The organism is Dyadobacter psychrophilus, assembly GCF_900167945.1.
GTDB classification, from domain to species: Bacteria; Bacteroidota; Bacteroidia; order Cytophagales; family Spirosomataceae; genus Dyadobacter; species Dyadobacter psychrophilus.
The window spans coordinates 1,539,543-1,565,272 of the sequence record NZ_FUZA01000002.1; the positions used below are offsets into that span (position 1 = coordinate 1,539,543).

A 25,730-nucleotide genomic window follows, 5' to 3' on the forward strand; every position below is an offset into this window, starting at 1 on the left:
TTCTTAACATTGAACATATTAGCATCCAATGGACCATAATATTGCCAAATTACGACAGGATTATAATTTGAAGGGTTTACATGAGCAAGATTTGAACCCTAATCCATTCACACAGTTTAAATTATGGTTTGATGAAGCGCTTTCTGCATCTGTAATTGAGCCAAATGCCATGCATTTAAGCACAGTTTCAAACGGCCGTCCATCCGGCAGAATTGTGCTTCTGAAAGACCTGGATCAGACGGGATTTACGTTCTTTACCAATTACGAAAGCAAAAAAGCAAAGGAATTAGAATCAAATCCATTTGTGGCGCTTACTTTTCTTTGGAAAGAGCTGGAAAGGCAGGTTCGTATAGAGGGAAAAGTAGAGAAAACGACCGATCAGGAATCAGCTGAATACTTTGCGGTAAGGCCGCGCGGAAGCCAAATCGGAGCGTGGGCATCGGCGCAAAGCCGGCATCTGGAGAACCGGGCCGAACTGGAAGAACGAACCAGGCTATTGGAAGAGCAATTTGCAGGTTCAGAAGTGCCACGTCCTCCGCATTGGGGTGGTTACCGGGTAATTCCGCATTATTTCGAATTCTGGCAGGGAAGACGAAGCCGCCTTCACGACCGGCTTGTGTATGAACAATCGAATGAAGGCAGCTGGGAAATTGAGCGATTATATCCCTGAATTTTTTTGCGGCTTCTCAGGAAGCATCTTCAAAACATATTCGCCAAGTGGCGAAAGTGTATAACCTGGTTCATGACTGATCGTCAGACCCAGGTTTTTTAGCTTTCTGATATTCACTTTGAGCCATTCCTTTTCCTTATTGACCTTGGGCGCAAGCTCCGCCGCGGGCAATCTTGGGTTCTCCTGGATGGCGTTCAACACTTTCGTAGTCCACTTTCCCTGGTTGCTGAATTTATCCAGCTTCAATAACTTGTCTTTCAACTCTCCCAGCTCCTCTTCGCTGATCTGCTTTTTTTGTCGCAGGTCAATGCGCGGATCCGGCTGGTGGTAACTCAGCTGGATTTTGTAAACGACACCGTTCACCGTTTTTTCTAATTCGCTGGTCAAAGCCTGCACATGATCATATCCGGCTTGCTTTGCGTCTTCTTCGGAAATTTGAGCTAAGTCAGTCTCGGTTATATCGGTAATCTTCACCACCCCGATACTCGTTTTAAGCAGGCTGTCCTTCTTAACAGACAAGTTCTTCCATTTGCGAAAAGCCAGCGTAATGTTGCCGGAAAGGATGCCTTCGAGGTGTTTTTGCTTTATTAACATTGTTTTTTATTTAACAAAAAAGAGACTGCTATTTACAAGCAATCTCTTGATATTGAAAGTGTTATTTTTAAATTGACTAGCGTTCGCTCATTGGAACAAACTCTCTCTTAGGAGCGCCTGTATAAATCTGGCGCGGACGACCGATCGGTTCTTTGTTGGCGCGCATTTCTTTCCACTGTGCAATCCATCCGGGAAGACGGCCAATAGCGAACATTACTGTAAACATGTTGGTCGGAATTCCCAGCGCACGGTAAATGATGCCGGAATAGAAATCCACATTTGGATAAAGCTTTCTTGATACAAAATACTCATCTTCCAAAGCTGCTTTTTCCAGTTTCTGTGCAATTTCCAAAACAGGATCATTAATTCCCAGTTTGTTCAAAACATCGTCTGCTGCCTTTTTGATAATGCGGGCGCGCGGATCGAAGTTCTTGTAAACACGGTGTCCAAAACCAAACAAACGGAAGCCGCTTGATTTGTCTTTGGCCATATTAATGTATTTCTGCGTGTCGCCACCGTCGTTTTTAATGGCTTCCAGCATTTCGATCACTTCCTGGTTTGCACCACCGTGAAGCGGGCCCCAAAGTGCGCTTATCCCGGATGAAATCGAAGAGTAAATGTTCGCGTGAGAAGAACCAACAAGCCTTACCGTAGAAGTAGAACAGTTTTGTTCGTGATCTGCATGTAAAATCAGTAATTTGTTCAATGCTGCAGAAACAACGGGATCAACATTGTATTTCGCTACGGGTAACGAAAACATCATATTCAGGAAATTGGAACAATAATCCAGGTCATTCTGCGGATAATTTACCGGATGCCCCTGCGACTTTTTGTAAGACCACGTTGCAATAGTTGGCAATTTGGAGAGCAAACGAATGATATGAAGTTCCGTAATTTCCTCTGTATTTGTATCAAAAGTTTCAGGATAAAAAGCACTCATCGCGCTCACCAGTGAAGAAAGCACGCCCATAGGATGCGCATTCACGGGAAACCCTTCAAATATCTTGCGCATGTCCTCGTTCACAAGGGTGTGCGTTCTGATCGCGTGCTCGAAATCCGCAAATTGTTTTTCAGTAGGAAGCTCTCCGTAAATAAGCAGGTAAGCCACTTCCAAAAATGACGACTTTTCAGCCAGATCCTCAATTGAATAACCTCGGTAATTCAGTATCCCCTCTTCTCCATCCAGAAATGTTATAGCGCTTTTTGTAGCACCTGTATTTTTATAACCTGCATCAATTGTAATATACCCTGTCTGGTCACGTAACTTGGCAATATCTATCGCTTTCTCCTGTTCACTTCCTTCAATAATGGGGAACTCGTACTTTTTACCTTCAAGGGTTAATTCAGCTATTTGGGACATATTAATGAGAATAAAATTAAAAAGGTTAATGACAAGATAAAGACAAATCAGGCCAATTCAATCCAAAGATTTTCTGTGCTGCTGATTTACTTATCCAACAAATTAATTTTGTGTTAATTGAACGCGAGAGTAACCATTTCCCGATTCGACACAAGCCGCAATATCCTAAAAAACTGTGTACTTTCTATTATTATCCATGTTTTATTTGTGAAAAATCGGGACTCAGGCAATAATATTTCACAATTTTAAGTAATTATAATAATATTCTATTGAGTGCAAAAAATGTAAAAAAACTTCCGTTTGACCCGCCTCAGGACGGTGTGTCCCTTGACACATTTTCTTTCGGATCAACCTCCACATACCTCGGTTTGCTAAGTATTTGCTTGATCAGATATCTTCCAAACAATCCCGCCAGAATGACTGGCAACAGATGCGCACCGTAAATAAATGCCTTCCCTGTGATCCTGTATGAGAAGGTTGAAAATGTGAGATAAACATAGCCAAACCAAAACACCGCGATCCCCAGTAACCAGCTGTAAAATATGGTTGCCGGTTTGCGGTCTGCAAATAGCCTGATCAGTTCACAGATAGCCAGCGAAATCCCTACTACAAGCAAGACCGTCAATAATGCTCGTGGAAAATTGCGTATGTAAACGTGCTTATACACCATCACACCGAGCTTTCCGATAAGATTGGGATGTGCAAGCAAATAGGCGTCGGTAACACTCAGGACCAAAAGCAGCAAAAGGCTGCTAACTTTTTTATTCATTTTATGTGACGTCTTTTAGGGTAAATTACTCTGAGTTGTTTTGTAAAAACTGCTGATATTTCAATGTTATCATCTGCGCCTGTTGCTCAGCATTATTTTCATTATCAAGCCAATGGATATCAATTCCATCTTTTTCCATTTTCCTGAAAAAGGTCATCTGCCGCTTTGCAAACCGATGGATCTCCGTTTCCAGGCGTGTGACCATTTCCTCGTATGGCAGCTCACCAGTGAGATAAAGGGTGATCCATTTGTATTCCAGACCATAGTAAATCAATTGCTCAGCTGTAAGCCCGCGCGCCAGCAAACCTTCTACTTCATCAATCAGACCACTTTTTAATCTCGTCGCCAGCCGGTTACTGATCCGTTCGCGCCGGATTTCGACCGCAGGATTCAACCCAAAAACAATGTATGGATAAGGCTGCTTGTTCGGGAATGTTTCAGTGCCTGCTTGATGCGTGAGGAATTCCGATATTTCAATGGCCCTGATCAATCTTTTCCGAGTTGACGTGTCCGCGATGTGCTGATAAGCCGTATCATAACTTCCAAATCGCGCCAGTAACAATTCTTTAGGAATGTCTTCCAGCTCTGAGCGAAGTGTCACATTCACGGGAATGGATGCATATGCATGACCTTTAAGCAACGAAAGAATATAAAAACCCGTTCCTCCGCAGAGAATAGGTACATTTTCGTGGGCTCCGACCTTTTCATATGCGGTTTCAAAATCCTTTTGAAACTCATTTACATTGTATTGTTCGCCCGCGTCCCGAATGTCTATCAAATGATATCGGATCTTTCTGCCATCCGACTCATACTCAGCAAGATCCTTTCCTGTCCCGATGTCCATATCACGGTAAACCTGCCGGGAATCTGCGCTAATGATCTCACCCCCTAACATGGCCGCCACTTTCACCGCCAAATGTGTTTTGCCGGAAGCGGTAGGCCCCAATATGACGAGCAGCGGAACGGTGGCTTTCGTGTCAGACATTCAGTTCGGCGATTTATACGTCTTCACAAACTTAGTACTGCCTGCATTATAGATAGCGATGTCATCAGCAGTTCGCTTTGTCGACCTCATCATTTCATTTTTTGACAAATAAACTGGCATAGGCGGCGTTTCTGAAATCCTTTCAAACCCGAGCTTCGCATAACCAGCTCCATCTGACCATTCCAGATCGGCATAAGTCATGATATCGTCCGGATTTTTCTCTCTTGCAAATGCTGTTAACAATTTATCCAGACCTCCGGAAACATTGGTATGCAGTAAGCTCGCAAAACGCAACATTTCAAAAGACCTGAATGGTCCATCATCGCGAGTGAATACGCGCGGCGCACTGAATGTGGAAACTGCTACGAGTAACTCTTCCAATTGGCGGTCATATTCAAAAGCCTCGTTCAAAACCCGGAAATAACGTTTTGGTAAAAATAACCCGTATCTGGTTTTTGAAGTTACAGAACCATTGAGATGATTTTTCTCCAAAAACTGCACGGAACTTTCCTGATCGATCCGTCGGACTTGCGTTAACCTGGCCGCTATCTTTTGCGAATTCCCGAGCATTGCATTCAGCCTGGATTTGACGATTGACTCCTTTCTAATCCAATAATCTTCCCATATTACAACACATTTTAAACTTTTTTCCCGCGTTGCGCGCATCGCATTTATTTCATCTTGCCACCTGTCAGGAGAACCCGCTTCAAGCCAGTTTTCTAGCGAAATCAGCGCAAGGGTCAATGTCGGAGCCTTGTCCCTTAAAACAGCAATCCGCGTTGTAAAATATTCAAGATGCGTCACTTCGAACTGCAATCGCGTTTCAGTCAGCCATTTACAGACCTGTTCCTGAAAAGAAGACATTTGGATCGGTGGCAGCGGAGTTGGCATAGGGCAGCAAGTTAGCCGCAGAATTACTTAGTAACAAAAAAACGCGCTCAATGAGCGCGTTTTGCGACATATTTGATTGATCAGGAATTTACTTTCCACCCAACCCGAAGATCACACCGACATTAACCCCACCGAAATTAGAAGTTGATTCAAAATCAATGTTGTTGGCAGATCCCGTGGTTGTATCATGGTTTTTATTACCAAAAACGAAGTGGTAAATCCCTTCAACCTGAATACCTACGTTTCCAAAAGCAAAGATCAAACCTGCCCGTGGCGCCGCACCAAAGTTGCTGTGCTTGGAGGATTCAACGATTGTATTGCCGTTGAATTTGGCGTCATACTTTGAGAAATAAACACCTGCGTCCCCACCAATGTATGGTCTGATCACGCCTTCGGTAAAAAAGTAATCAACCGTTCCTGTTACAGGCATTAACCGGCCGGTTGAGCTGAGCGTTTGCCCGGCTATTGTATAATCACTTCCATCGGCATAGATCTTCCCGGCAACACCAAACGCAAAATTGGGAGACGTAAAAACTCTTAAATTCACGCCGCCGCCCGCGACGGTTTTAGAATCTTCCACATTGGACTTGGCGATGCCGCCTTGCAAACCAAGTGAAAACTGGGCATAACCCACAGAGCTGATGGTCAGGAAAAATGCCGCCGCAGCCAACGATCTAAATACTTGCTTTTTCATAACTAATAATGGTTACTGATTTAATAATGCAATCTGCATTGCCAATATCAGTCCATAGCAGAAAAATCGCATTGTAATTCACATTTCCTCACTTATTACTAGTTAATTACGACTAGCCGTCATCACAATTATTCTATTTACAATGCATTCATTACTGTGAAAATTATTCCTCAAAAGAGTGATTTTCGGGAAAATACAGGGCAAAAAACGGCGTATCAGGCTGAGCGGGCCGCCTCCCACCCTATCAATGCTTTTTTACGCAAACTTCCCCAGCGATATTCTCCCAGTAAACCTTCCTTGCGTATCACGCGGTGGCATGGGATGAGATAGGCGATCGGATTGTCGCCAACCGCACTTCCTACCGCCCTAACGGCGGCCGGGTGTCCGATGCTTTGGGCAATTTGCTGGTAAGTGGTCACCGCGCCTTTTGGGATGCTGAGCAATGCTTCCCATACTTTGAGCTGGAAATTGGTCCCCTGAACAAGAATGGGCAATTTTTCCAATGATCCCGAAGCGGGCTGGAAAATGCGGTTCACAAAACTTTCAGTTAAAACCTGATCATGCCGGATGTTGGCGTAATGCCATTTCTTTGCCAACGCGATCAGTTCTGCTTCCCGTCCGGTCTCATCAATAAACGCCATTGCGCAAATTCCGCGGTCCGTTACCGCGATAAAACAGTCGCCGAATGGTGAGGGGTGAATGCCATAGCTGATATCCAGTCCTTTGCCCGAAGTTTTGAATTCCTGTGGTGTGACCGCCTCGATGCTGATAAAATGATCGTAAACCCTGCTCTGGCTCGACAGACCCGCGAGTTCGGCCAGCTCAACCAAATTTGAAGATTCCCGGATCTTTTCTTTAAGGTAACCCGCAGTGATAAATTGAAGGAATTTTTTAGGGCTTACACCTGCCCATTCTGTAAAAACACGCTGGAAATGAAACTGGCTAATGCTCACTTCCTCAGCTACTTCGAATAAAGAAGGCTGGTCTTTTGCGTTGGCAACGATAAATTCGATGGCTTTTGCAATTTTGTCGTAATTATAAGTTTCCTGGTTCATTGGATTAATAATTTGTTATACAAAATTGGCTTCCTATCCGCAGTTGCCCAACCTGAAACTTGCGCAAAATGACTGCACTCACATATTCATATTTTTAATTTTAAAATTGTCCGATCGAAAAAAAAGGCTCGCCAAATACAAGACGATCCGGGAGATTTATTGAGACCTAGTCAGCCTGAGCGGACCGGGCCGCCGGGCGGTCGAAGGCGCGCTACTCCCCGGTAACACGCCTTCGACCGCCCGGCGGCCCGGTCCGGTCAGGCTGACAAGTGAGGGAGCATTTTGCTAGTAGTCCTTCTTACTATCTTTTTTTGCCTTTTTTTCAGCACGTTTCTCTTTCAGGTTCTTTTCAGGCTCCTTTTTAGTGCTTCCCTTATCAAGATTTTTACCTTTGGCCATGACTATTGAATTTTTGAGTTTAAGATGATTGAATAACTGTAAAACTATAAAAAAATTACTTTTTTGTAATCCAGTCCATGATATGGTTAGCTCTCGCGCCCGACTCTCCGGTGCTTGGACATTTGCCTTCCCCACGCAACTCTTTCACAATCGAATCGATTAAAGGCTGTTGCACATGTTGCGGATAAGGAATGTTGAAAGTCTCGGTTCCTGATTCCGTTTCGACTTTAATGTCAAATTTTTCAAAAAACGAAAAAGTGATCCTGCCTTTGGAGCCGATGATCTGCGCCTGATCCTCGCGTTGTTCCTTATTAATGGTGTAGCACCAGCTCCCGTTGCCTAAAACACCCGATTCAAACTCGTAATTGGCCACTACAATGTCGTCGGCCTCATACAATCCCGCCTGGTTACGCGCAATTCCCGACGCATATTTTACGGGGCCAAACACAAATTCAAGCAGGTCGAACTGATGTGAAGCCAAATCATGAAAATGCCCGCCGCCTGAAATTTTGGGATCGACCCGCCAGCGGGGCTTCGGATCAGGGCCGGTTTCTTCTTCATAAGGCTGCCATTGTAAGCAAATGTTCACAAATCTCACGTCGCCAATAACGTTACTCTCAACGAGTTCTTTGACTTTCAAAAAATAGTCAAGTGACCGGCGGTAAAATGCAACGAAAACCGGAACGCCGCTTTCTCTGCTGAATGCATTGATCCGGTCACATTCCGCGCCATCAAGCGCCATGGGTTTTTCGATGTAAACAGGCTTTCCTACCTTCATAGCTTTTACTGCCAGTTCTTCATGTGCGTCTGGCGGCGTTGCGATGTATATCGCGTTAATTTCCGGATCGTTTATGAGCTCGTCAGCATTGGCATACCACTTAGGAACATTGTGACGCTGTGCATAATCTGCCGCTTTTTCAGCATCACGGCGCATCACGGCAACCAGGCTGGAATTGGCAACTTTGTTAAAAGCCGGGCCGCTTTTGACTTCGGTAACATTGCCGCAGCCAATGATGCCCCATTTTATCTGATCCATAAGCAGGATTTAATGTTTGAACTAATCGTCAAGCATAATAATTATTTAATTGGATAAATCTACTTTAAAACAAAGGCAACATTCTTTTTAAAACATGGAAGGACAACCCAATAATCCGCTTCACGGCAAAACCCTGGAAGCAATTTTGAATGAACTGGTTGAATATTACGGCTGGGAACAAATGGGTTATCACATAAATATTAATAGTTTCCAATTTGAGCCGAGTGTAAAATCCAGTTTGAAGTTTTTAAGGAAAACACCATGGGCAAGAAAAAAAGTAGAAGACCTGTATTTGAAAATGCTCGAACGAAAATGACGTTAGCGCAATTTTTTATGTGTATCTATCAACCTAAATCGATCTAATTTTTTAGTTATGCCATTTGTAGATTATTATCAGATCCTTGGCGTAGACAAAAATGCGCCGGAAAAGGAAATAAAGAACGCTTACCGGAAACTGGCCAGGAAATATCACCCCGATGTCAATCCGGACAACAAGGAAGCCGAGAAAAAATTTCAGGAACTGAATGAAGCAAATGAAGTGCTGAGTGATCCTGAAAAGCGGAAAAAATATGACCAGTACGGAAAAGACTGGCAGCATAGTGATGAGTTTGAAAGAGCGCGCCAGTCCCGCGCCAATTCTGCACGCCAGCAGGGACAATGGCAAACCGGCGGCAATGATTTTTCAGACTTTTTCGAATCCATGTTCGGCTCCGCAAGTGGCTTTGGCGGTGGAAGGCAACGCACATTGCGCGGGCAGGATTATCAGGCGGAATTACACCTGACACTACAAGAAGCCTATCAGACACAAAAGAAAACCATCACTGTAAACGGCAAGAATATCCGCATTACCGTTCCGGCTGGCATTCAAAACGGGCAAACGATCAAGATAGCAGGCCACGGCGGACCGGGCTCAAACGGAGGTCAGAATGGTGATCTTTTTATTACATTCAACATTGCCACGGACGACAAATTACGACGGGACGGCAATAATATTCATCAAAAAGTGGAACTGGACCTTAAAACAGCATTGCTGGGTGGCGAGCTGGTCATTGAAACGCTGAGCGGGAAAGTGAAGCTTCCGATCAAGCCGGAAACGCAAAACGGAAGTGTTGTCAGATTAAAAGGCAAAGGTTTTCCGGTTTATAAAAAAGCAGAAAGCTTTGGAGATCTGTATGTTACGTTTGACATAAAAATTCCTGTAAATCTGACCGAGCAACAAAAACAATTGATCGCGGAAGCCTTTAAGCAAGAGGAAACGGAATTGTGACGGGCCCTTTGCGAGTGCGTCGTGTGCGCCGCCCCGACAATAATTAATCGTGACGTCTGGGATAACGGCGTATCTTTGAGGAGTTTTTTAAAAGGCGGCGACCGTTTTTAGCCGCCTTACCAATCCAATTTTTATGAAATTCGAAGATTACCACATTGCCCCTGAGATCAAACGAAGCCTGGACACAGCCGGATTTAAAAAGCCGACCGACATTCAATTCAAGGCCATTCCTGCGATCATGAAGGGCGAGGATGTGCTGGCTATTGCGCAGACAGGCACAGGAAAAACTGCCGCGTTTGCTATTCCGGTTATTGATAAGCTACACAAACAAAAGGTTTCCAGTCGCTCAGAAGGTATTAAATGTGTAGTAATGGTTCCTACCCGTGAGCTGGCAATTCAGATTACGGAGGTTTTTGCCAAACTTGCGCAGCATACGAGGGTAAAAGCATTCAGCGTTTTCGGCGGCGTAGAACAAGGTCCGCAGATCGCGCAATTGGAAAAAGGCATCGACGTGCTGGTTTCCACGCCAGGGAGAATGTTTGACCTGGTAAGCCAGGGCCACATTAAGCTCGATCGCATTGAAGTTTTGATCCTCGATGAGGCGGATCACATGCTGGATCTGGGATTTATCAAAGACATTCAAGACCTGATCAAGTTTCTTCCAAAAAGCAGACAAACGCTGTTTTTCTCAGCTACGATCAATGAAAAGATCAAAAAACTGGCCTACTCGCTGGTAAGAAATGCCATCCGCATTCAGATTTCTCCTAATGACCGGGTTGCAAAAAATATCACGCATTCCGTGGCTTTTGTGGCGATGGATGACAAAAGGTTCTTTTTGGAACGTGTTATCAAAGAAAATCCAGATAGTAAGATCCTCGTTTTCGTTCGTACAAAAGTGCGCGCCGAAAGGGTTTTCAATGCTTTGGAAAGAATGGAGATCCAAAGCCTGACCATTCACGGAGACAAGGAACAAGCCGACCGGCTCACCGCACTGAACGAATTCAAGAAAGGCAATGTAAAAGTGCTGATCGCTACGGACGTCAGCGCAAGGGGAATTGACATCGCCAATGTCGATTATGTCGTGAATTATGACCTTCCCGAGCAGGCCGAAAATTACGTGCACAGGGTCGGGCGGACAGGTCGTGGCACACAGAAAGGCCGCGCCGTTTCATTTTGCAGCGCCGAAGAAAAGCCGATGTTAGAAGAAATTCAAACTTACCTGGACAAACCTATCGACGTGCTCAACATTAGTTCAACAGATTACTCGCAAACCATCGACTTCACAGCCGATACGAAAGACGATTTAAAATCCTTAATGAAAGAAGTTGAGGAATACGAGACCGCAAAAAGGAAAAAGAAGAAGAAATAGCTTAGCAGAAATTACAAAAAAGGCTCGCAGTGTTCGCTGCGAGCCTTTTTGATATGATCTTGATGCTATTTTTACTCTTCAAATTTGTCCGCGATGATCTGTCCGCGAATTTCGCCGTAAATGTTCTCCTTAGTAGGAATGTTCACATAAAGCATCCCCAGGATCAACATGGTTTGTTGTTCTGTGTTCAGCTTCTGCGTTCCCTGAACCTGGTTACCAGTCGCCGGGTAAGTGAACAACAATGGACCCGCTTCCCAGGAAGGGTTAGCGCTGTGAATATTCACAGAAGTTGGCGTAACATTTTGATAATTAATGTTGTATTTCAACTCCATAGTATTTTTGTTGTATTCAAAAACACCTGTGCCCTGACCAGCAGAAGTAGCTTTTGGAACAGTAGCACTACTATTTATTACTGCGGAGAACTTCACAATGTCATCTTTGTGAGGGCCTTCCTCTTTGCAAGACGACACAAAACCTAACATTACAACTCCTGCGATCAATAGTAAAAAACGTTTCATTGGCTTTTTCATACATCATTAATTTAAAAAAATTTAACCCTTAAATATATATAAACTTATCTCGTTACAAAAATGATACCCGCATCGCCTCGCTAAATATTCCAGAGGTCACTTTTGCGTATATACACAATCCGGTTGTTCCATATCACCCGGTTCCAATGATCCACGGAGCCCACAATAGTCAGTTTATGCCCCTTTCCTACCCGATCGACTACCAGTGCCGCCGACGACGGTTCGTCCCTCAAAAATGTGTTTTCATTCACAATGATGCACGTTCGGTAAAGGGAAGGCACATTGAGGATGCCCAGTAATACAAGCAGATACACGACAATGGATAGTTTATGTATTTGCAGGATCGGCTCGCCCCTGCGAACTTTTGTCACCATTATAACGACAATGTACGTCCCCAAAGTTAGAAGCAATATTGGAATGTAATCACCATATCTTCTATAAAAAATTATAAAATAGTTGTAATCATCGAATTCATAGCCGGTTAGATTTTGCTCAGCCGCCAGCTTATCCATCTTTTCAAAAAGTCGGCGGGAAGGATTTGTGAGGGCAAGTTTGCTAAGATAAAAGAGGCAGTCCGTGTAGTTATTGGTCTTTTCGGCCAGAAAGGCAAGTTTCAGCAGCAGGCTTTGGTTATTTTTTTCGTCCTCGCTGAAATTTTTTTTATAGAGCACCAGCGACTCCGGATACCTGGCCATAGCGAACAGAGAATCAGCCGTTTTTAGCTCTTTTTTATTGGCTGATAAAGCTGTTTTGGAAGTCAGGAAGGTTCCCAAAAAAATCCAAAATAACAGGTATTTCTTACTCAGGGCTTGCATTATACTTTTTAGAATTCTACTTTTGCATCGCAATTACGGAAACGCCTCGTGCAAATCCAATTAATTAAAAAAGTTGCAAAAGCGATTCCGTAGCTCAGCTGGTAGAGCAATCGCGTCGGCGAACCGACACCGCGCGGCGTCCGCTTTTAATGTATGGGTCCTGGGGCTTCTACAAGAAAAGCAAAACTGGGGTTGAACAGTCAAAAATCACCAAGTAGGATTCCGTAGCTCAGCTGGTAGAGCAATACACTTTTAATGTATGGGTCCTGGGTTCGAATCCCAGCGGGATCACTAAGGCGCCTCAAAAGGGCGCTTTTTTTGTTTTAGACCTACACTTTTAATGTATGGGTCCTGGCCGGGCCGCCGGGCGGTTCGAATCCCAGCGGGATCACTTCAAGAAATAACAAAGAGCATCAAAAGCCTGCTAATCAACAGATTAGCAGGCTATTTTCTTTTCCGGTTATCCCAAAATATTCAATTTTCCCCAAATTTTTGGTGAGTAATCCGGTGAGTTCAACAAATCTGCAAATTTCACTCACCAGAATCGCTGTAACTCATTGTATAACAACCTGGTATAGTATAACAACCTGTTTACCACATAAACATCTTGTGCTGATTAGGCTTGCAAGACTACTTTTGTTCAACTTTTTAACCTAAAAAAGGGTATGAAAACAAAGATCAGTCTGCTTTTCTATTTGAAGAAGCCGAAAAACTATCAAAAAGGGCCTGTGCCGATTTACTTACGGATTATGGTTGATAGTAAAAGAGCAGAATTCACGACCGGAAGAGAATGCGAGCCCAGCCGGTGGAATGCCGTCGCCGGAAGAGTTACTGGTGCAAAGCAGGCTGTAAATTCGGTCAATGCATATTAGGCAATCTAGAACAGCAATTGCTGGACGCACATGCGCATTCTTGAAAGGTCACTTCAACATCAGCTGACAAGAATCACTTCAGAAGTTCCAAATCCTTCCAGAATATCGTGTCTTCATCAAATAATTTGTCACAAAATAAAGAATATACAGACTTGACAATAAAACCATGAAAATAACAACTAAAATCGCCGTTGACATAAGGCCTGATGCTGCCTTCGAGCATTTTATTTACAAGCTCCATGCGTGGTGGCCCAAACAATATACCTGGTCGGGGGACAAGCTGGTCGAGATCAGGATTAACCCACAGGTCAACGGTTTGTGTACCGAGATCGGACCATTCGGTTTTCGATGCGATTGGGGAAGGGTCACAGAATTTAAGCAAAGCGTGAAATTAAGCTTCACCTGGCAGATCAGCCCAACGCGGATTCCTGAACCGGATCCGGACAAAGCGAGTTTGGTAAGCGTCCTTTTTACAGAGTCCTCGTATGAATCAACCGATATTACATTGATCCACAGTAATTTCGAAAACCACGGCGACGGTGCGTCCGGCTATGCCGAGGCGATGGATTCGGAGCAGGGCTGGCCAAAAATTCTGAATGCATTTAAAGCATATTGTCAAAACCAATAACATCGGGTATGTTCAGCGAATTTTCAGAGGAACTTGAAGAAAGAATGCGTTTGCTGGAAACCATAGACCGGCAAGACCGCACGGACGGGACCGGGCGGGACCAGCGTCTGAGGCAGATTACACGGGAAACCGGACAATTTTTATCGTTGCTGCTGGTCAATGCGCCCGCCGGTGATATCATCGAAATTGGTACGAGCGCCGGTTATTCCACATTGTGGCTGGCTTTTGCAGCGAAGGAAACGGGCAGAAAAGTAAAAACATTCGAAGTGTCGGCGGAAAAAGTCGCATTAGCCCGGGAGACGTTTCGGATTGCGCAGCTGGAAGACCACATTGATTTGATCCACAACGATTTCCTGAAAGAGGTAGATCGCCTCGCCGACATTGCTTTTTGTTTCCTCGACGCAGAGAAAAAAATCTATCAGCCCTGCTTCGATGCGATAGCGGGAAAGATGGTCAGAAATGGTTTGATCGTGGCCGATAATGCAACAGACCAATTTCAGGCTTTGAAACCCATGATCAACAATGCGCTCAAAGATCCCAGGTTTGACTGTCTCACCGTGCCGATTGGCAACGGCGAATTTATCTGTCGCAGGAAATAGTCAGTGATAGCTGTGATTCCGTCAGGCTAAATTGTCGTTCGTCGAATTTAGCCTGACGGATTTTCGTAATGCGTTATCTTGCAGGGTTCAAGGGTAATATGGCTATGTTCAGTTCCTCAACAGGTTACGGTCAATTCAAAAGGTTGTTACGGCATCTTTTGTTCTGGATCGCCTACTATTTGTACGACGGCCCAATCTCCTCCATCATCGAGGCTGATCCGTTGTCGCGCATTGTGATCGCGGGCATTGCTATGCCGGTCAAGATCGCGGCTACCTACTTTACACTCTATCTGATGACGACCGCGTATCATGACAAAAGCAGGCCGGTCAGATTCTATGCCTATTTATTAGCGTCTATCATTTTCTTTGGATTCATGCAGCGGGTTGTCAGTTATCACCTTATTTACCCCAAATATTATCCGCAGGCGCTCGACGTGCCGGTTTGGTATCTGCCCAAAGTCATTATCGAAACGTTTGGCGTTTATTCGGTGGTGGCGATTGTGGTGGTATTGCATGTAGGAAAGCAGTGGTACAGCAGCCAGCAGGAAAAACAGCAGCTGAAAAACGATAAACTGGAAGCTGAATTGAAGCTTTTGAAGGCCCAGATCCATCCGCATTTTTTGTTTAATACACTTAACAACCTGTACTCATTAACGGTTACCAGGTCGGAAAAGGCGCCTGAAATTGTTCATAAGCTTTCAGAGCTGCTGAGCTATATGCTTCATGACAGCAACAAGACGATTGTGCCGCTGCAAAAGGAAATTGATTACATTGAAAACTACATTACACTGGAAAAGATCCGTTACGAAGACCGGCTGGACGTTTCGCTGAATGTTTTCAATGCTATCAGCCACATTCAGATTGCGCCTTTGCTGATCCTGCCTTTTGTAGAGAACAGTTTTAAACATGGTTTTAGCAACGATATTGGTAAGGTTTGGGTCAATATTGATATTCTTATAAGTGATAACCAGCTCATTATCAAAGTTGAAAATAGTAAAAGTCAATCCCCTTCGGCTTACACCACCGAAGCATTGGGCGGTATCGGGCTAGCGAATGTCAGGAAGCGGCTGGAATTAATATACAAGGATCGGTACGAACTGAATATCATCAACGAAGAGACTTATCTGGTCATTTTGAAAATAAAAATTAGCGAAAATGAACTGCCTGGTAATTGACGACGAGCCACTGGCGACTGAACTGATCTCCTCCTACATTGAGCGCGTCGACTGGCTCCACCTGGCAAAATGCTGTTCCAATGCCGTGGAGGCACTTACATATCTCCATAGCACGCCGGCTGACCTGCTTTTCCTGGACATTCAGATGCCCAAGATCACCGGTATAGATCTGATCAAGTCATTGCCGGTCAAAACGAAGGTCATTTTCACAACAGCTTACCGGGATTATGCCATCGAAGCTTTCGATCTGGATGTGGTTGACTATTTGTTGAAACCGATCACTTTTGAGCGGTTTTTCAAAGCCATCAGCAAAGTATATGGATTTAAAGAGCCTGCATTTCAGTCAGGAGCGGAATACAAATTGTTGCACGACTTCAACGAATCCTACATTTACCTGCGTGCGGAACGGGAAATGGTGAAGGTTTTTTTGAAAGACATTTTATATATCGAAAGCCTTCGTGATTATGTGCGGGTGAAAACGGTCAACGGCCAGATCATTTCTTACAATAAGATCAGCTATCTGGAACAAAAGCTTCCCGAAACCAAATTCAAGCGCGTTCACCGTTCCTTCATCGTCCCGCTCGATCAGATCGTGACCTTTACACCGCAAAGCATTAAAGTAAGTGAATTCACCATTCCGATCGGGCGAAACTACAAGAATGAAACCCTCAAAGCGCTGACAAAGCATGATATCATGCAATCCTGATCGGTTTTCGTGCCAAACCACCCCAGCCCGACAAACGCCTTTCGTCAGGCAAAGTAAGTTTCTGTCGCAGGAATTAAAACGCTAGTCCAATTGCCAGGTTTTAAATGCCTGTTTCGCATTGATTTGCATAAAACATGGCACGCCCGTGCATAAACATGGCAGATATGGCAACAGTAGAGCTACACATCAATACGCGTAAAGTCAACATCGACGTCGACCCGGATATGCCGCTCCTGTGGGCTATCCGTGATTTTGTGGGATTAACCGGGACCAAATATGGCTGTGGAATCGGTCAATGTGGTGCCTGCACAGTCCATTTGGATGGCAATGCAATCCGCTCGTGTTCGGTGCCGGTTTCGGTAGTAGGCAGCCAAAAGATCACGACCATAGAAGGTTTGTCCGAAAAAGGCGATCACCCGCTGCAACTTGCCTGGCAGCAGGAAGATGTTCCGCAATGCGGTTACTGTCAGGCCGGTCAGATCATGAACGCCGCTGCGCTGCTCCGCGGGAATGCCAGGCCGACCGACAGCGAAATTACCACGGCCATGTCGGGCAACCTTTGTCGCTGCGGGACTTACCAGCGCATTCACAAGGCCATTAAAACTGCATCAACTATGAATAGTAAATCCTGAAAGCCATGGAAAGAAGAGATTTTATCCGTTCGGCCGGCGTCGCCGGTGGATTGCTGTTATCATTCCAGGAATTAATAGCCGGGTCTTGGGAGACAAAGCTGGTTGCGCCCGGCGCGGCCAGCCCAGCCCTGGGTGATTTTGTACGAATCGACGCCAGTGGCGATATCCTGTTCCAATTTGTAAAGCACGAAATGGGACAGGGCGTCGCCACGGCTATGGCGCAGATCCTGGCTGAAGAACTTTGCGCAGATTGGGAAAAAGTCAGGATCGACTTCCCCAACGCCGATATGCAGCGCTATCAGAATGACCGGAATGGCGGGCATGACACCGGCGGAAGCTGCACGATCATTTATCAATGGGACCTGCTTCGCAAAGCGGGCGCGACGGTAAAGCAAATGCTCATCGCAGCCGCAGCAAAGCAATGGAACACAACTCCGGAGCAGTGTTATGCTGAAAAACATTATGTGTTTCAAAGGAACACTTCGAAGAAACTCGCTTTCGGAGCATTGGCCTTGTCAGCTGCCAGGTTGCCGGTCCCGGCTAGGGTCGAGCTAAAAAAAGCGAGCGATCATCAGATCATCGGAAAGTCAAAACCGGCGAAGCTTATACCCAAAATTGTTACTGGCGAACTCAAATATGGGATGGATATTAAGGTGCCTGGGATGCTTTATGCGGTTATTGCGCGTTGTCCGGTTTTTAAAGGGAAACTAAAATCTTTCGACGCTGCGGAAGCAATGAAAGTCGCAGGGGCCAGAAAAGTTTTCAGCACGCAGCGGATTGCGGGTTTGCAGCTGAATGCGCCATACATGCCGTACGATATCCGCGAAGGCGTCGCCGTGGTCGCAGATTCATTCTGGGCAGCCAGACAAATGCAGGCTAAACTCATCATTGAATGGGATGAAGGCGGGAACGGAAAGCTGAGTTCGGAGGATTTTGAAGAAATGGCATGGAATCGCGCCACCCACCGCACCGATCCCACCGGCTTCACGGGCAATGCAAATGCTGTGGCTAACCTCAGCCACGTTCGAAAAACACTGCGCGCTTCCTACGTTTTTCCGCAGCAGCTACATTCGTGCATGGAACCGCTCAACTGCACTGCGCATACGGGCGAAAATGGATGTGAAATCTGGATCGGGACGCAGGCGCCGCACCTGATTGACAGCGAAATACGCCGCGTTTTCGGGTTTTCTCAGGAAAAGATCAAGATGCACCTTTTTCCTTCCGGAGGCGGTTTTGGCAGACGGTATTATCCGGATATGGCGGTAGAAGCGGCATTTATTTCCAGGCAGGCGGGTAATTTGCCCGTGAAAATGATCTGGACGCGCGAGGACGATCATCAGGCGAATTTGGCGCATCTTTTTCAGCATATGGAGTATCAGGCTGCGTTGGATAAGGACAACAATTTGTATGCGTGGTACGAAAAGGAGATCAGGACCTACACCTGGTCGGCCAGATATATGGACCCAAAACTGCCGTCAATGGCCTATGCAATTCCCAATGTGCGCTATGATTTTGAAGACATGATCCAGCAGGAACTGGTGCATTCATCTGCCTGGCGAGGCGTAGACGGACATGGCCGGTTTTATGGAGAATGTTTCCTGGATGAAGTAGCTGCGGAATTGAAACGCGACCCGTTCGAATTCCGCGTGTCGCTTTTAAACGGTGGAAAAGATACTTATGTCGGGGACGCAATACCCGTTCATGGTTCGAGGATTCTTCGGGTATTGCAAATGGCTGCTGAGAAAGCGAAATGGGGCGAAACTTTGACGCCTGGCAGGGGAAAAGGCATTGCAGTAAGTACATTCGGATACAGCTATTGTGCAGTTATTGCAGACGTGACTATGCACGACAACAAGCTTGTGATCAACAAAATGACCATTGCTATCGACTGCGGAAAAGTCATTAATCCGTCGGGTGTCGAACAACAAATGATCGGTGGCATTGTATGGAGCCTTACGGCATTGTTATATGGTGGGCTGCCCATCAAAAATGGCCGGGCCATGCATACCAATTTCCACGAAAACAAGCTGCTGCGCATGAACGAATGCCCGCCAATGGAAGTGCATTTCGTTGATACGGATGAACAAACGCCGGGCGGTGTCGGCGAAGTGTCCAGTCCGCTGGGTGTACCGGCAGTGCTGAATGCGATCTTCGCTGCCAGCGGCAAAAGGATCCGGAAGATCCCGCTGGAAATGCAGGGGATTGGTACGACTTTAAGGGAACCCATTAAGTAAACTTTTAATCTCAACATATGGGTAAAGAACATCACTACGCAGCGACTATCATCTGGACAGGCAACAAGGGTACCGGAACATCCGGTTATCAGGCCTACGGACGCGATCATGTCATCGAAATTGAAAACAAGCCCGTGTTACACGCTTCTTCCGATCCGGCTTTCAGAGGGGACCGCACCAGGCATAACCCGGAAGATCTGCTGTTATCCTCATTGTCGTCCTGTCATATGTTATGGTACCTGCACCTTTGCTCGGACGCGTCTGTGAGGGTGACCGAGTACGTGGATAAGGCTACCGGAATTATGGTTGAAACGTCAAATGGCGGAGGGCGGTTTGCGGAAGTTACACTCAATCCCGTAGTGCGCGTATCTGATCCCTCCATGATTGAAAAGGCGATCGGCTTACATGAGAAGGCCAACGAATTGTGCTTTATCGCCAACTCGGTCAATTTCCCTGTTTTGCACCGTGCAGAGGTTCATGTGGCAGAGTAAATCGGCTGCTCATTTGTATTGTTACAATATACTTCGAGGAAGCCGGACAAATCCTGAATGATCAGAATATCGGTAATCAAGCCACGATCAAAAGTGACGATCATGGCGTAAGGGCTTCGGAAAGTCCGATCGTTTTTCTTTAAAGTAAAGGCATCGTCACCCAGTATGATCACTTTGTCTTTGTGCGCAACAAATTCGTTACCGGTTCGTTCGCGTTAGCATTTACATATGAAAGAAGCATTGCCATCATATAAATCCCACTTGTTTTCCGTAGCCTACAATATCCTTGGGCAGATTCAGGACGCCGAGGATGTAGTCCAGGATTGTTTCGAAGATATTTTAAGCACTCCCGACAGGGAAGTGCAGAATGAAAAAGCATATCTGACCCGCGTTGTTGCCAACAAGTCGATCGACCGTTTGAAGAAGCTCCAAAAAGAACGAGAACAGTATCCCGGAACATGGCTGCCTGAACCCTACCTGCAACCGGAAACGCCGGCCGTCGACGAAGAAAAAATCGATATACTTTCTTATGGCTTGATGAGCCTGATTGAACAGCTTAACCCGGTCGAAAGGGCCGTGTTTGTCCTCCGAGAGGCTTTTGACTACTCCTATGCTTCATTATCTGAAATTTTACAGACCAGTGAAACCAATTGTCGCAAGATCCTTTCAAGGGCACGCGGGAAACTCAGATCCGAGCCATTGAGGCAGACTGATGCAAAGTCATACCGTGAATTGCTCGATGCATTTCTGAGGGCGCATCAACACGGAGATATCAAATCACTGGCATCGCTGCTGAAAGAAGACATTATTGTTTATTCCGATGGTGGAGGCAAGGCTTCGGCAGCGTTAAAGCCGATAACAGGATCGGATAACGTGATGCAGCTCCTTGAAGCAATTTCGCGCATGGAAGCCGTTCAGGCGCAAACTGTGCAGATTGTGAGGATTAATGGGCACCACGGACTTGTATTTATTTCAAATCAGAAACCCGAGACGATTTTCTATTTTGATGCAGATGAAATGTGCTTCTCAAAAATGTACATCATACGAAACCCGGACAAGATAAAAATGGGTAGCATCTAGGAAAAAAGCCTGCCATTTTGCACCAGCTCCATGAATGCTTCCCGGTAAGTTTTGCTAAGCGGGATTTCTCTTTCTCCTATATAAATGGTGTTTCCCTGAATGGCATCCACTTTCGCAAAATTTACGATAAAGGAGCGGTGTACTCGCACAAACCCGGGCCCACGCAGCATTTGTTCCATTTTTCCTAATTGCCCCAAGGTCATGATCTTTTCCTTTCCACAGAAAATAAGTACATATTCTCCATATGCTTCGACGAAGTCAATGTTGGTATGCGCAACTTTATGGATTTTCGAATCGGCTTTAACAAACAGATATGCATTTTCTTGTCCATCGTTTTTCGTTAAAATAACATTGCAACCTGCTTCCGCGGGCACACTTTTGTTTAAAAGACTAATATACTCGGTCGCCCGGCTGGCTGCCTGGAAAAACCGCTCAAAGGAAATGGGTTTAAGCAAATAATCCAGCACAAAAAGCTCATAACCTTGCAATGCATATTCGGTGTAGGCGGTTGTGAAAATCGTTACCGCCTTGTTTTGCAAAGAACGGAGAAAAGAAAGCCCGGTAACATCCGGCATCTGAATGTCCAGAAATAATAAATCAATGCGTTGTTTCTGTAAATAACCTTGCGCTTCCATGGCCAATGCGCACGCAGCAACCAGGTTTAATTCCGGTATCTTAGAAACATAATCCGTCAGCAGCCGCCGGGCAAGCAGCTCATCATCGACGATCAGGCAGTTTACAGTCATAAATGAAATATTTTTAAGCTGACCAGAAATTCAGAATCTATGTCAACTATCTGCAATTCATGATTTTCAGGATATATCAACTGCAATCTTTTGCGCACATTGGCCAGCCCGATTCCTGCTGGTCGCTCTTCATTTGAGGGCTGTTTTTTTGTATTCCTGCATTCGAAATGCATTGTTCGTGCCGAATCCACGTGCAATGAAATATGGATATACCCGTCCGGATTCGTATCCAGGTCTGAAAATTTAAAGCTGTTTTCAATAAATACTAACAGGAGCAACGGCGCGATGAAATGGTTGGGCTGCACGCCGGAGGTTTCAAGCAAAACACGCGTTTGATAAACATCCGATTTAAGCTTTTGCATCGCAACAATGTTGTGCAAAAACCCACCTCTTTTTCAAGCTTAACGCGGTCGGCCTGGCAGTCATAAAGGGTGTAACGCAGCAGTTCCGAAAGCTTCATGATCATAGGCGCAGCATTGTCATCTTTCAGGTACGCCAGGGTGTAAACATTGTTCAATGTATTAAAAAGAAAATGGGGGTTGATCTGGTTTTTAAGGACTTGCAATTCCGTTTCCAATTGCTTTCGGTGCAGCTCCGACTGGCGTTGCAAGGCATAAAAGCGGTCGGAAGCAAACTTGTAAGCCGTACTGACAATGTGGACTACAAAAAGGAAAAAATACATCCTGCCAAACTGGAATGCCCGCGGAAATCTGATTTCACGTTTGCCTGTCAACAATTGCAAGCCGGGCTCCGTAAGCTTCATATAAAGCACCGCAAGCAGCAGAATCAGGATCGCAACCAGTGCCGCGTAAGCCAGATATTTTCTCTTTTCAAGATAATGCGGGATTAAGAAGCGGATGGTCGCGAAGGCAATAACCCCCTGAGCTGCTACATTGACGGAAGCAGCCAAAACCGCATTTCCAAACGGTTGAAAACTGGATAACAGGAATAGCCAGATCAGCCAATAACAAACCCAGAACAAATAGGGATTGGCCAGATGATAATTGCGCTCCGTACTGTCCATTGTCTTCATATTTTTTGCAAGTGTAAGACAAAAGCGATTTACATAAAAAATTGTCCGCTGAACTTACCAATTCCTCCTGTGAACTTCGCTTTTTTCCACACGAAGGTTGTGAATAACCGTTTCACGCTGCTTATCGGTCGTTTTTGTGAGTTCATGCCAGAAATCGCCGCGCCCGATGAATGTTTTTTCTTTTCCAAAATTTACAAAGTTGGTTTGAAACAGAAATAATCAAAATCTGTAAAACCATGGAAAAGAAACATGTGATCCTTACCGCGCTTTTTGGGATGCTACTCCTCTCAAATCCCTTATTCGCACAGAAGTTGCTGATGGAAAAGCCCGCTTCTGAACGAGCAAAAATGCAAACGCAACGCATGGCTACGACCCTCAAACTGGATTCTGCGGAAACGGGAAAAGTTGAAAAAATCAATTTAACGTATGCCCAAAAAATGGACCCGATCATGCTCGGCAACGCCAGCAAAATGGCTAAGCTGAAAGCGGTAAGGGCACTTCAAAACGAAAAAGAGGCCGAGCTGAAACAGGTTTTGAGTAAGGAACAATTCGACCAGTTTAAACAACAGCAACAGGAGCGAAAAGATGAAATCAGGAAAAACAGGAAGTCTTAACAAGTTCTTTGCGTGGAGCTTGCTGATGGCAGGATTGCTTGTGGCAGGCTGTAAAACCAGCGAACCGGGCGGATCGGAGATCCTGGATCCCGCATATGGCCCGGGCTGGTCGGCCGTGCATGCCGACAGCCGCAATTCCGATTACTCGACTTCGCAAGGTCCCCGCAAAGTGGAGCTTGCGTGGAATCGCAAGTTCGACGGGACCATTAACCTGGGCCCGACTATTGGCAGGCAGGGACAAGTTTACGTGACGACCAATGCCGGAGACTGCCACTTGTACGCATTGGATCCGCAGACGGGCAAAACAGTCTGGTGTACGGATAAAGTAAACAAATTCGCTGTCGCCTCGTCAGCGCTCCTTGATGAGCAGGGACGACTTTTTATCGCGGATAACGAAGCCATGCATGCGTTCGACGCGTTGGGAAACCTGCTTTGGGAAACGAAGATCAAGGGCTTTCCATTCTCCGCTCAATTCACGCAGACGGGCAGACTGATCTTCATTACGCACATCGGCATTATTTATGTGCTCGACAGAACGAATGGCGCCTTTGTTTTAGAACCGCATCTGCTTTCAGGCGAGCTACCGTCTGATCCGAACTTCGATCCGAGGGCTTGTATGCGTGGCACTGCGGACTGCCCCTGCGCAAACACACTTGCTATTGACCAGCAAACGGGCCGGTTCTTTTTTACTTACTGGGCACCAGGGGCGGCCCAGGCCGGCGTGCGGGCAATGTTGTACTCTGAAAAGAACGGGTCTTCGATCAAACCACTTTGGGAGCAAACCGCGCTTCCAGGTGGCAGCGCTTCCAGCCCGGATATTTCGGCAGACGGTTCGCGGATTTATGTGAATGATAATGCGGGCGGCCTCCATGCCATCGACGCGGCCACTGGCAATAGTTTATGGAAATACAACATTGGTTATGAGCCTGGCGGGAGCCAGTCCACTTCGCCAGAAGGCCTTATTATGCCTGCCGGTGGCGGTACAGCGCCACTAATGTGCATTCAGGATGTCGGCCGGGAAGCAAAACAGGTTTGGAAAAATGACAGCCTGAATCACCTGGGATTACCGATGCAGACAGCCGGAAACCTGGCTTTTGCTACCGTTGCAGGTTCTCAGGGCAAATCATATAAAGATCTCGTAGTGGTTGATACAAAAACAGGTGAAGTCCTCGATCGCGTGCAATTTCCCGGCAAAACGCTCTTTACTGTCGGCACTACCATTGGGCCAGAAGGTAATGTATACATACCTGCCTTTGACGGGACTCTGTTTGCTTTCGGGCCGAGGTGATTTTAGTTACATACATTGAATTTTTAGTCAGAAAAATAAAATAACATGAAAATAATGCGATTGATTTTTGAATTAATATTGCTTGTATCCATGGCTACCAGTTGCCAAAACAGCACGCCTGATCCCGGCAAACTCTTCCAGCCAGGGCAGCCGACGTCCGGTTATGGAGGCAGTTCGTACGAGCACGCCGAGGTGATCAAGAAAAATTATGATGACGGGCCTACCGGTTACTGGTTGTATTTGCCTGCTTCTCCCGCGCCAGCTTCGGCCCCGGTTATTGTGTTTAATCACGGTTACGGAGGCTGGAATCCGGCCAATTATGGTGCCTGGATAAAGCATTTGGTGCGGCAGGGCAACATTGTGATTTATCCCCGTTATCAAAAGGACGCACGGACGAAGCCGGTAGAATTTACGCCCAATGCGGCGGCTGGGATCAAAAGGGCTTTGCAGGTCCTGGCATCCGGTGAATTGAAAATCAAAGCCGAGACCGATCAACTTGTGATCATTGGCCATTCCTATGGGGGTGTGGTGACCGCGAATCTGGCACTCAACGCTGCCGAAATGGGCATACCGCAGCCCAAAGGCATCTTTTTGGCCGCTGCTGGTGTGGGTCCAGTGCCCTCCGGTCAGGCAAAATCCTATGCCGGGCTGCCTGCATCATTGAAATTACTAATGGTCATTGAGAAGCAGGATACGACGGTGGACAGCGTTTTTATGAAAAAAGTGTATGCTGAGTCGAGATTGGTACAAGCTGCCAGCAAAGCGATGCTGACGCATTATCCCGATGTCTACGGAAGCGACTCAATCACCGCCGGACACAATGAACCAACGTGCGCAGACCTGGATTTTGACAGCAAGGATGGCAAATTGGCCGCGTCTCCCGAAGTAGATGCCACCGACTATTATTGCTACTGGCGCCTAGCCGACGCGCTGATCGATTGCAGCAGAAACAATAAAGGATGTTCCACCGCCTTCACCGATTCAAAAGAACAGACGTTCATGGGCAAGTGGAGCGATGGCGTGGAGATAAGAAGGCTTACGGCCCGCTAGCTTGTCACAAAATGACCTGGTTCAAGACCTACAGCTACCATGCAGCTGGAAACTACGCTGCCCATCTTGCGAAAGATGGTTATCGCGATATGATTCGAGAACTAGGGGTTTTGCGAAGTGCACACGAAGCAGCCTTATACGAAAATCA

Annotated in this window: 28 protein-coding genes and 1 tRNA gene; 17 read left to right on the forward strand and 12 right to left on the reverse strand. The window is 46.0% G+C overall.

What is annotated here, in order from left to right:
* Positions 1-28: 28 nt before the first annotated feature.
* A complete protein-coding gene (gene pdxH / locus B5X68_RS13350) occupies positions 29-670 on the forward strand; it encodes a pyridoxamine 5'-phosphate oxidase (protein WP_082215155.1) in 642 nt (213 codons plus the stop codon).
* Here the strand turns inward: pdxH and B5X68_RS13355 are convergent.
* The 8 genes from B5X68_RS13355 to B5X68_RS13390 form a co-directional block, all read right to left on the reverse strand.
* Positions 659-1,264, reverse strand: a complete 606-nt coding sequence (locus B5X68_RS13355) for an ASCH domain-containing protein (protein WP_082215156.1) — start codon at positions 1,262-1,264, stop codon at positions 659-661. The genes pdxH and B5X68_RS13355 overlap by 12 nt on opposite strands.
* 76 nt (positions 1,265-1,340) lie before the next feature.
* Complete coding sequence (locus tag B5X68_RS13360) at positions 1,341-2,624, reverse strand: citrate synthase (protein ID WP_082215157.1); 1,284 nt, start codon at positions 2,622-2,624, stop codon at positions 1,341-1,343.
* A 310-nt stretch (positions 2,625-2,934) separates the two neighbouring features.
* Entirely contained in the window at positions 2,935-3,393 is a 459-nt protein-coding gene (locus tag B5X68_RS13365; protein ID WP_082215158.1) for a hypothetical protein, read from the reverse strand.
* A 25-nt stretch (positions 3,394-3,418) separates the two neighbouring features.
* Positions 3,419-4,378 carry a tRNA (adenosine(37)-N6)-dimethylallyltransferase MiaA gene (miaA, locus tag B5X68_RS13370; RefSeq protein WP_082215159.1) on the reverse strand — a complete coding sequence of 320 codons (960 nt, stop codon included), beginning with the start codon at positions 4,376-4,378 and terminating at the stop codon, positions 3,419-3,421.
* Entirely contained in the window at positions 4,379-5,269 is an 891-nt protein-coding gene (locus B5X68_RS13375) for a hypothetical protein (protein WP_082215160.1), read from the reverse strand.
* Between the two features lie 88 nt (positions 5,270-5,357).
* Positions 5,358-5,963, reverse strand: coding sequence for a hypothetical protein (locus B5X68_RS13380; protein ID WP_082215161.1), 606 nt, complete (start codon positions 5,961-5,963; stop codon positions 5,358-5,360).
* Between the two features lie 215 nt (positions 5,964-6,178).
* Positions 6,179-7,018 carry a methylated-DNA--[protein]-cysteine S-methyltransferase gene (locus tag B5X68_RS13385; RefSeq protein WP_082215162.1) on the reverse strand — a complete coding sequence of 280 codons (840 nt, stop codon included), beginning with the start codon at positions 7,016-7,018 and terminating at the stop codon, positions 6,179-6,181.
* 454 nt (positions 7,019-7,472) lie between these two features.
* Positions 7,473-8,453 (reverse strand): Gfo/Idh/MocA family protein, encoded by a 981-nt coding sequence (locus B5X68_RS13390; protein ID WP_082215163.1) that lies wholly within the window; start codon positions 8,451-8,453, stop codon positions 7,473-7,475.
* A 94-nt stretch (positions 8,454-8,547) separates the two neighbouring features.
* On the opposite strand from B5X68_RS13390, the gene B5X68_RS13395 reads away from it, so the two are divergent.
* The 3 genes from B5X68_RS13395 (at position 8,548) to B5X68_RS13405 (ending at position 11,089) form a co-directional block, all read left to right on the forward strand.
* A complete protein-coding gene (locus B5X68_RS13395; protein WP_082215164.1) occupies positions 8,548-8,769 on the forward strand; it encodes a VF530 family protein in 222 nt (73 codons plus the stop codon).
* Positions 8,770-8,826: 57 nt separating this feature from the next.
* Positions 8,827-9,720 carry a DnaJ C-terminal domain-containing protein gene (locus B5X68_RS13400; protein ID WP_082215165.1) on the forward strand — a complete coding sequence of 298 codons (894 nt, stop codon included), beginning with the start codon at positions 8,827-8,829 and terminating at the stop codon, positions 9,718-9,720.
* A gap of 133 nt (positions 9,721-9,853) precedes the next feature.
* Positions 9,854-11,089 carry a DEAD/DEAH box helicase gene (locus B5X68_RS13405; protein ID WP_082215166.1) on the forward strand — a complete coding sequence of 412 codons (1,236 nt, stop codon included), beginning with the start codon at positions 9,854-9,856 and terminating at the stop codon, positions 11,087-11,089.
* 71 nt (positions 11,090-11,160) lie between these two features.
* Here B5X68_RS13405 and B5X68_RS13410 read toward each other — a convergent pair whose 3' ends face one another.
* Together B5X68_RS13410 and B5X68_RS13415 are read right to left on the reverse strand one after the other, a co-directional pair.
* Positions 11,161-11,619 carry a CHRD domain-containing protein gene (locus B5X68_RS13410; RefSeq protein ID WP_141110279.1) on the reverse strand — a complete coding sequence of 153 codons (459 nt, stop codon included), beginning with the start codon at positions 11,617-11,619 and terminating at the stop codon, positions 11,161-11,163.
* A gap of 80 nt (positions 11,620-11,699) precedes the next feature.
* On the reverse strand, positions 11,700-12,434 hold the full coding sequence (locus B5X68_RS13415; RefSeq protein WP_082215167.1) for an SH3 domain-containing protein: 735 nt from the start codon (positions 12,432-12,434) through the stop codon (positions 11,700-11,702).
* Between the two features lie 218 nt (positions 12,435-12,652).
* Between B5X68_RS13415 and B5X68_RS13420 the strand changes: the two genes are divergently transcribed.
* The 10 genes from B5X68_RS13420 to B5X68_RS13470 all read left to right on the forward strand — a co-directional run bounded on the left by B5X68_RS13420 (position 12,653) and on the right by B5X68_RS13470 (position 20,851).
* Positions 12,653-12,725 (forward strand) — tRNA-Lys (locus B5X68_RS13420).
* A 374-nt stretch (positions 12,726-13,099) separates the two neighbouring features.
* Positions 13,100-13,306 carry an Arm DNA-binding domain-containing protein gene (locus B5X68_RS13425; protein ID WP_229208395.1) on the forward strand — a complete coding sequence of 69 codons (207 nt, stop codon included), beginning with the start codon at positions 13,100-13,102 and terminating at the stop codon, positions 13,304-13,306.
* A gap of 166 nt (positions 13,307-13,472) precedes the next feature.
* The gene (locus tag B5X68_RS13430; protein ID WP_082215168.1) at positions 13,473-13,934 is read left to right on the forward strand and encodes an SRPBCC family protein; all 462 of its coding nucleotides are present in this window, start codon (positions 13,473-13,475) and stop codon (positions 13,932-13,934) included.
* Positions 13,935-13,942: 8 nt separating this feature from the next.
* Positions 13,943-14,533, forward strand: a complete 591-nt coding sequence (locus B5X68_RS13435) for an O-methyltransferase (protein WP_082215169.1) — start codon at positions 13,943-13,945, stop codon at positions 14,531-14,533.
* 68 nt (positions 14,534-14,601) lie between these two features.
* Positions 14,602-15,708, forward strand: a complete 1,107-nt coding sequence (locus B5X68_RS13440) for a sensor histidine kinase (protein ID WP_082215170.1) — start codon at positions 14,602-14,604, stop codon at positions 15,706-15,708.
* Entirely contained in the window at positions 15,689-16,414 is a 726-nt protein-coding gene (locus tag B5X68_RS13445; protein ID WP_082215171.1) for a LytR/AlgR family response regulator transcription factor, read from the forward strand. The genes B5X68_RS13440 and B5X68_RS13445 overlap by 20 nt, the downstream gene beginning before the upstream one ends.
* Before the next feature lie 164 nt (positions 16,415-16,578).
* Positions 16,579-17,046, forward strand: coding sequence for a (2Fe-2S)-binding protein (locus B5X68_RS13450; protein WP_082215361.1), 468 nt, complete (start codon positions 16,579-16,581; stop codon positions 17,044-17,046).
* 5 nt (positions 17,047-17,051) lie between these two features.
* On the forward strand, positions 17,052-19,280 hold the full coding sequence (locus tag B5X68_RS13455) for a xanthine dehydrogenase family protein molybdopterin-binding subunit (RefSeq protein WP_082215172.1): 2,229 nt from the start codon (positions 17,052-17,054) through the stop codon (positions 19,278-19,280).
* A gap of 17 nt (positions 19,281-19,297) precedes the next feature.
* Positions 19,298-19,771 carry an OsmC family protein gene (locus B5X68_RS13460; RefSeq protein WP_082215173.1) on the forward strand — a complete coding sequence of 158 codons (474 nt, stop codon included), beginning with the start codon at positions 19,298-19,300 and terminating at the stop codon, positions 19,769-19,771.
* Between the two features lie 228 nt (positions 19,772-19,999).
* On the forward strand, positions 20,000-20,851 hold the full coding sequence (locus tag B5X68_RS13470; protein ID WP_082215175.1) for a sigma-70 family RNA polymerase sigma factor: 852 nt from the start codon (positions 20,000-20,002) through the stop codon (positions 20,849-20,851).
* Here B5X68_RS13470 and B5X68_RS13475 read toward each other — a convergent pair.
* Positions 20,848-21,597 carry a LytR/AlgR family response regulator transcription factor gene (locus B5X68_RS13475; RefSeq protein ID WP_082215176.1) on the reverse strand — a complete coding sequence of 250 codons (750 nt, stop codon included), beginning with the start codon at positions 21,595-21,597 and terminating at the stop codon, positions 20,848-20,850. The genes B5X68_RS13470 and B5X68_RS13475 overlap by 4 nt on opposite strands.
* A gap of 265 nt (positions 21,598-21,862) precedes the next feature.
* Positions 21,863-22,621: a histidine kinase gene (locus B5X68_RS13485; protein ID WP_170916640.1), complete on the reverse strand. Its 759-nt coding sequence runs from the start codon at positions 22,619-22,621 to the stop codon at positions 21,863-21,865.
* A gap of 245 nt (positions 22,622-22,866) precedes the next feature.
* On the opposite strand from B5X68_RS13485, the gene B5X68_RS13490 reads away from it, so the two are divergent.
* The 3 genes from B5X68_RS13490 (at position 22,867) to B5X68_RS13500 (ending at position 25,582) form a co-directional block, all read left to right on the forward strand.
* Positions 22,867-23,244, forward strand: coding sequence for a DUF4890 domain-containing protein (locus B5X68_RS13490; RefSeq protein WP_141110281.1), 378 nt, complete (start codon positions 22,867-22,869; stop codon positions 23,242-23,244).
* Positions 23,216-24,532, forward strand: a complete 1,317-nt coding sequence (locus B5X68_RS13495) for an outer membrane protein assembly factor BamB family protein (protein WP_082215180.1) — start codon at positions 23,216-23,218, stop codon at positions 24,530-24,532. Before B5X68_RS13490 ends, B5X68_RS13495 begins: the two co-directional genes overlap by 29 nt.
* Positions 24,533-24,622: 90 nt before the next feature.
* Positions 24,623-25,582, forward strand: coding sequence for an alpha/beta hydrolase fold domain-containing protein (locus B5X68_RS13500; protein WP_170916641.1), 960 nt, complete (start codon positions 24,623-24,625; stop codon positions 25,580-25,582).
* Positions 25,583-25,730 lie beyond the last annotated feature (148 nt).

What these genes read in the sequence shown, in the direction of transcription:
- pdxH (WP_082215155.1), top strand. Translation starts at nt 29, where the DNA reads ATGGACCATAATATTGCCAAATTACGACAGGATTATAATTTGAAGGGT.
- B5X68_RS13355 (WP_082215156.1), bottom strand. Translation starts at nt 1,264, where the DNA reads ATGTTAATAAAGCAAAAACACCTCGAAGGCATCCTTTCCGGCAACATT.
- B5X68_RS13360 (WP_082215157.1), bottom strand. Translation starts at nt 2,624, where the DNA reads ATGTCCCAAATAGCTGAATTAACCCTTGAAGGTAAAAAGTACGAGTTC.
- B5X68_RS13365 (WP_082215158.1), bottom strand. Translation starts at nt 3,393, where the DNA reads ATGAATAAAAAAGTTAGCAGCCTTTTGCTGCTTTTGGTCCTGAGTGTT.
- miaA (WP_082215159.1), bottom strand. Translation starts at nt 4,378, where the DNA reads ATGTCTGACACGAAAGCCACCGTTCCGCTGCTCGTCATATTGGGGCCT.
- B5X68_RS13375 (WP_082215160.1), bottom strand. Translation starts at nt 5,269, where the DNA reads ATGCCAACTCCGCTGCCACCGATCCAAATGTCTTCTTTTCAGGAACAG.
- B5X68_RS13380 (WP_082215161.1), bottom strand. Translation starts at nt 5,963, where the DNA reads ATGAAAAAGCAAGTATTTAGATCGTTGGCTGCGGCGGCATTTTTCCTG.
- B5X68_RS13385 (WP_082215162.1), bottom strand. Translation starts at nt 7,018, where the DNA reads ATGAACCAGGAAACTTATAATTACGACAAAATTGCAAAAGCCATCGAA.
- B5X68_RS13390 (WP_082215163.1), bottom strand. Translation starts at nt 8,453, where the DNA reads ATGGATCAGATAAAATGGGGCATCATTGGCTGCGGCAATGTTACCGAA.
- B5X68_RS13395 (WP_082215164.1), top strand. Translation starts at nt 8,548, where the DNA reads ATGGAAGGACAACCCAATAATCCGCTTCACGGCAAAACCCTGGAAGCA.
- B5X68_RS13400 (WP_082215165.1), top strand. Translation starts at nt 8,827, where the DNA reads ATGCCATTTGTAGATTATTATCAGATCCTTGGCGTAGACAAAAATGCG.
- B5X68_RS13405 (WP_082215166.1), top strand. Translation starts at nt 9,854, where the DNA reads ATGAAATTCGAAGATTACCACATTGCCCCTGAGATCAAACGAAGCCTG.
- B5X68_RS13410 (WP_141110279.1), bottom strand. Translation starts at nt 11,619, where the DNA reads ATGAAAAAGCCAATGAAACGTTTTTTACTATTGATCGCAGGAGTTGTA.
- B5X68_RS13415 (WP_082215167.1), bottom strand. Translation starts at nt 12,434, where the DNA reads ATGCAAGCCCTGAGTAAGAAATACCTGTTATTTTGGATTTTTTTGGGA.
- B5X68_RS13425 (WP_229208395.1), top strand. Translation starts at nt 13,100, where the DNA reads ATGAAAACAAAGATCAGTCTGCTTTTCTATTTGAAGAAGCCGAAAAAC.
- B5X68_RS13430 (WP_082215168.1), top strand. Translation starts at nt 13,473, where the DNA reads ATGAAAATAACAACTAAAATCGCCGTTGACATAAGGCCTGATGCTGCC.
- B5X68_RS13435 (WP_082215169.1), top strand. Translation starts at nt 13,943, where the DNA reads ATGTTCAGCGAATTTTCAGAGGAACTTGAAGAAAGAATGCGTTTGCTG.
- B5X68_RS13440 (WP_082215170.1), top strand. Translation starts at nt 14,602, where the DNA reads ATGCGTTATCTTGCAGGGTTCAAGGGTAATATGGCTATGTTCAGTTCC.
- B5X68_RS13445 (WP_082215171.1), top strand. Translation starts at nt 15,689, where the DNA reads ATGAACTGCCTGGTAATTGACGACGAGCCACTGGCGACTGAACTGATC.
- B5X68_RS13450 (WP_082215361.1), top strand. Translation starts at nt 16,579, where the DNA reads ATGGCAACAGTAGAGCTACACATCAATACGCGTAAAGTCAACATCGAC.
- B5X68_RS13455 (WP_082215172.1), top strand. Translation starts at nt 17,052, where the DNA reads ATGGAAAGAAGAGATTTTATCCGTTCGGCCGGCGTCGCCGGTGGATTG.
- B5X68_RS13460 (WP_082215173.1), top strand. Translation starts at nt 19,298, where the DNA reads ATGGGTAAAGAACATCACTACGCAGCGACTATCATCTGGACAGGCAAC.
- B5X68_RS13470 (WP_082215175.1), top strand. Translation starts at nt 20,000, where the DNA reads ATGAAAGAAGCATTGCCATCATATAAATCCCACTTGTTTTCCGTAGCC.
- B5X68_RS13475 (WP_082215176.1), bottom strand. Translation starts at nt 21,597, where the DNA reads ATGACTGTAAACTGCCTGATCGTCGATGATGAGCTGCTTGCCCGGCGG.
- B5X68_RS13485 (WP_170916640.1), bottom strand. Translation starts at nt 22,621, where the DNA reads ATGGACAGTACGGAGCGCAATTATCATCTGGCCAATCCCTATTTGTTC.
- B5X68_RS13490 (WP_141110281.1), top strand. Translation starts at nt 22,867, where the DNA reads ATGGAAAAGAAACATGTGATCCTTACCGCGCTTTTTGGGATGCTACTC.
- B5X68_RS13495 (WP_082215180.1), top strand. Translation starts at nt 23,216, where the DNA reads ATGAAATCAGGAAAAACAGGAAGTCTTAACAAGTTCTTTGCGTGGAGC.
- B5X68_RS13500 (WP_170916641.1), top strand. Translation starts at nt 24,623, where the DNA reads ATGGCTACCAGTTGCCAAAACAGCACGCCTGATCCCGGCAAACTCTTC.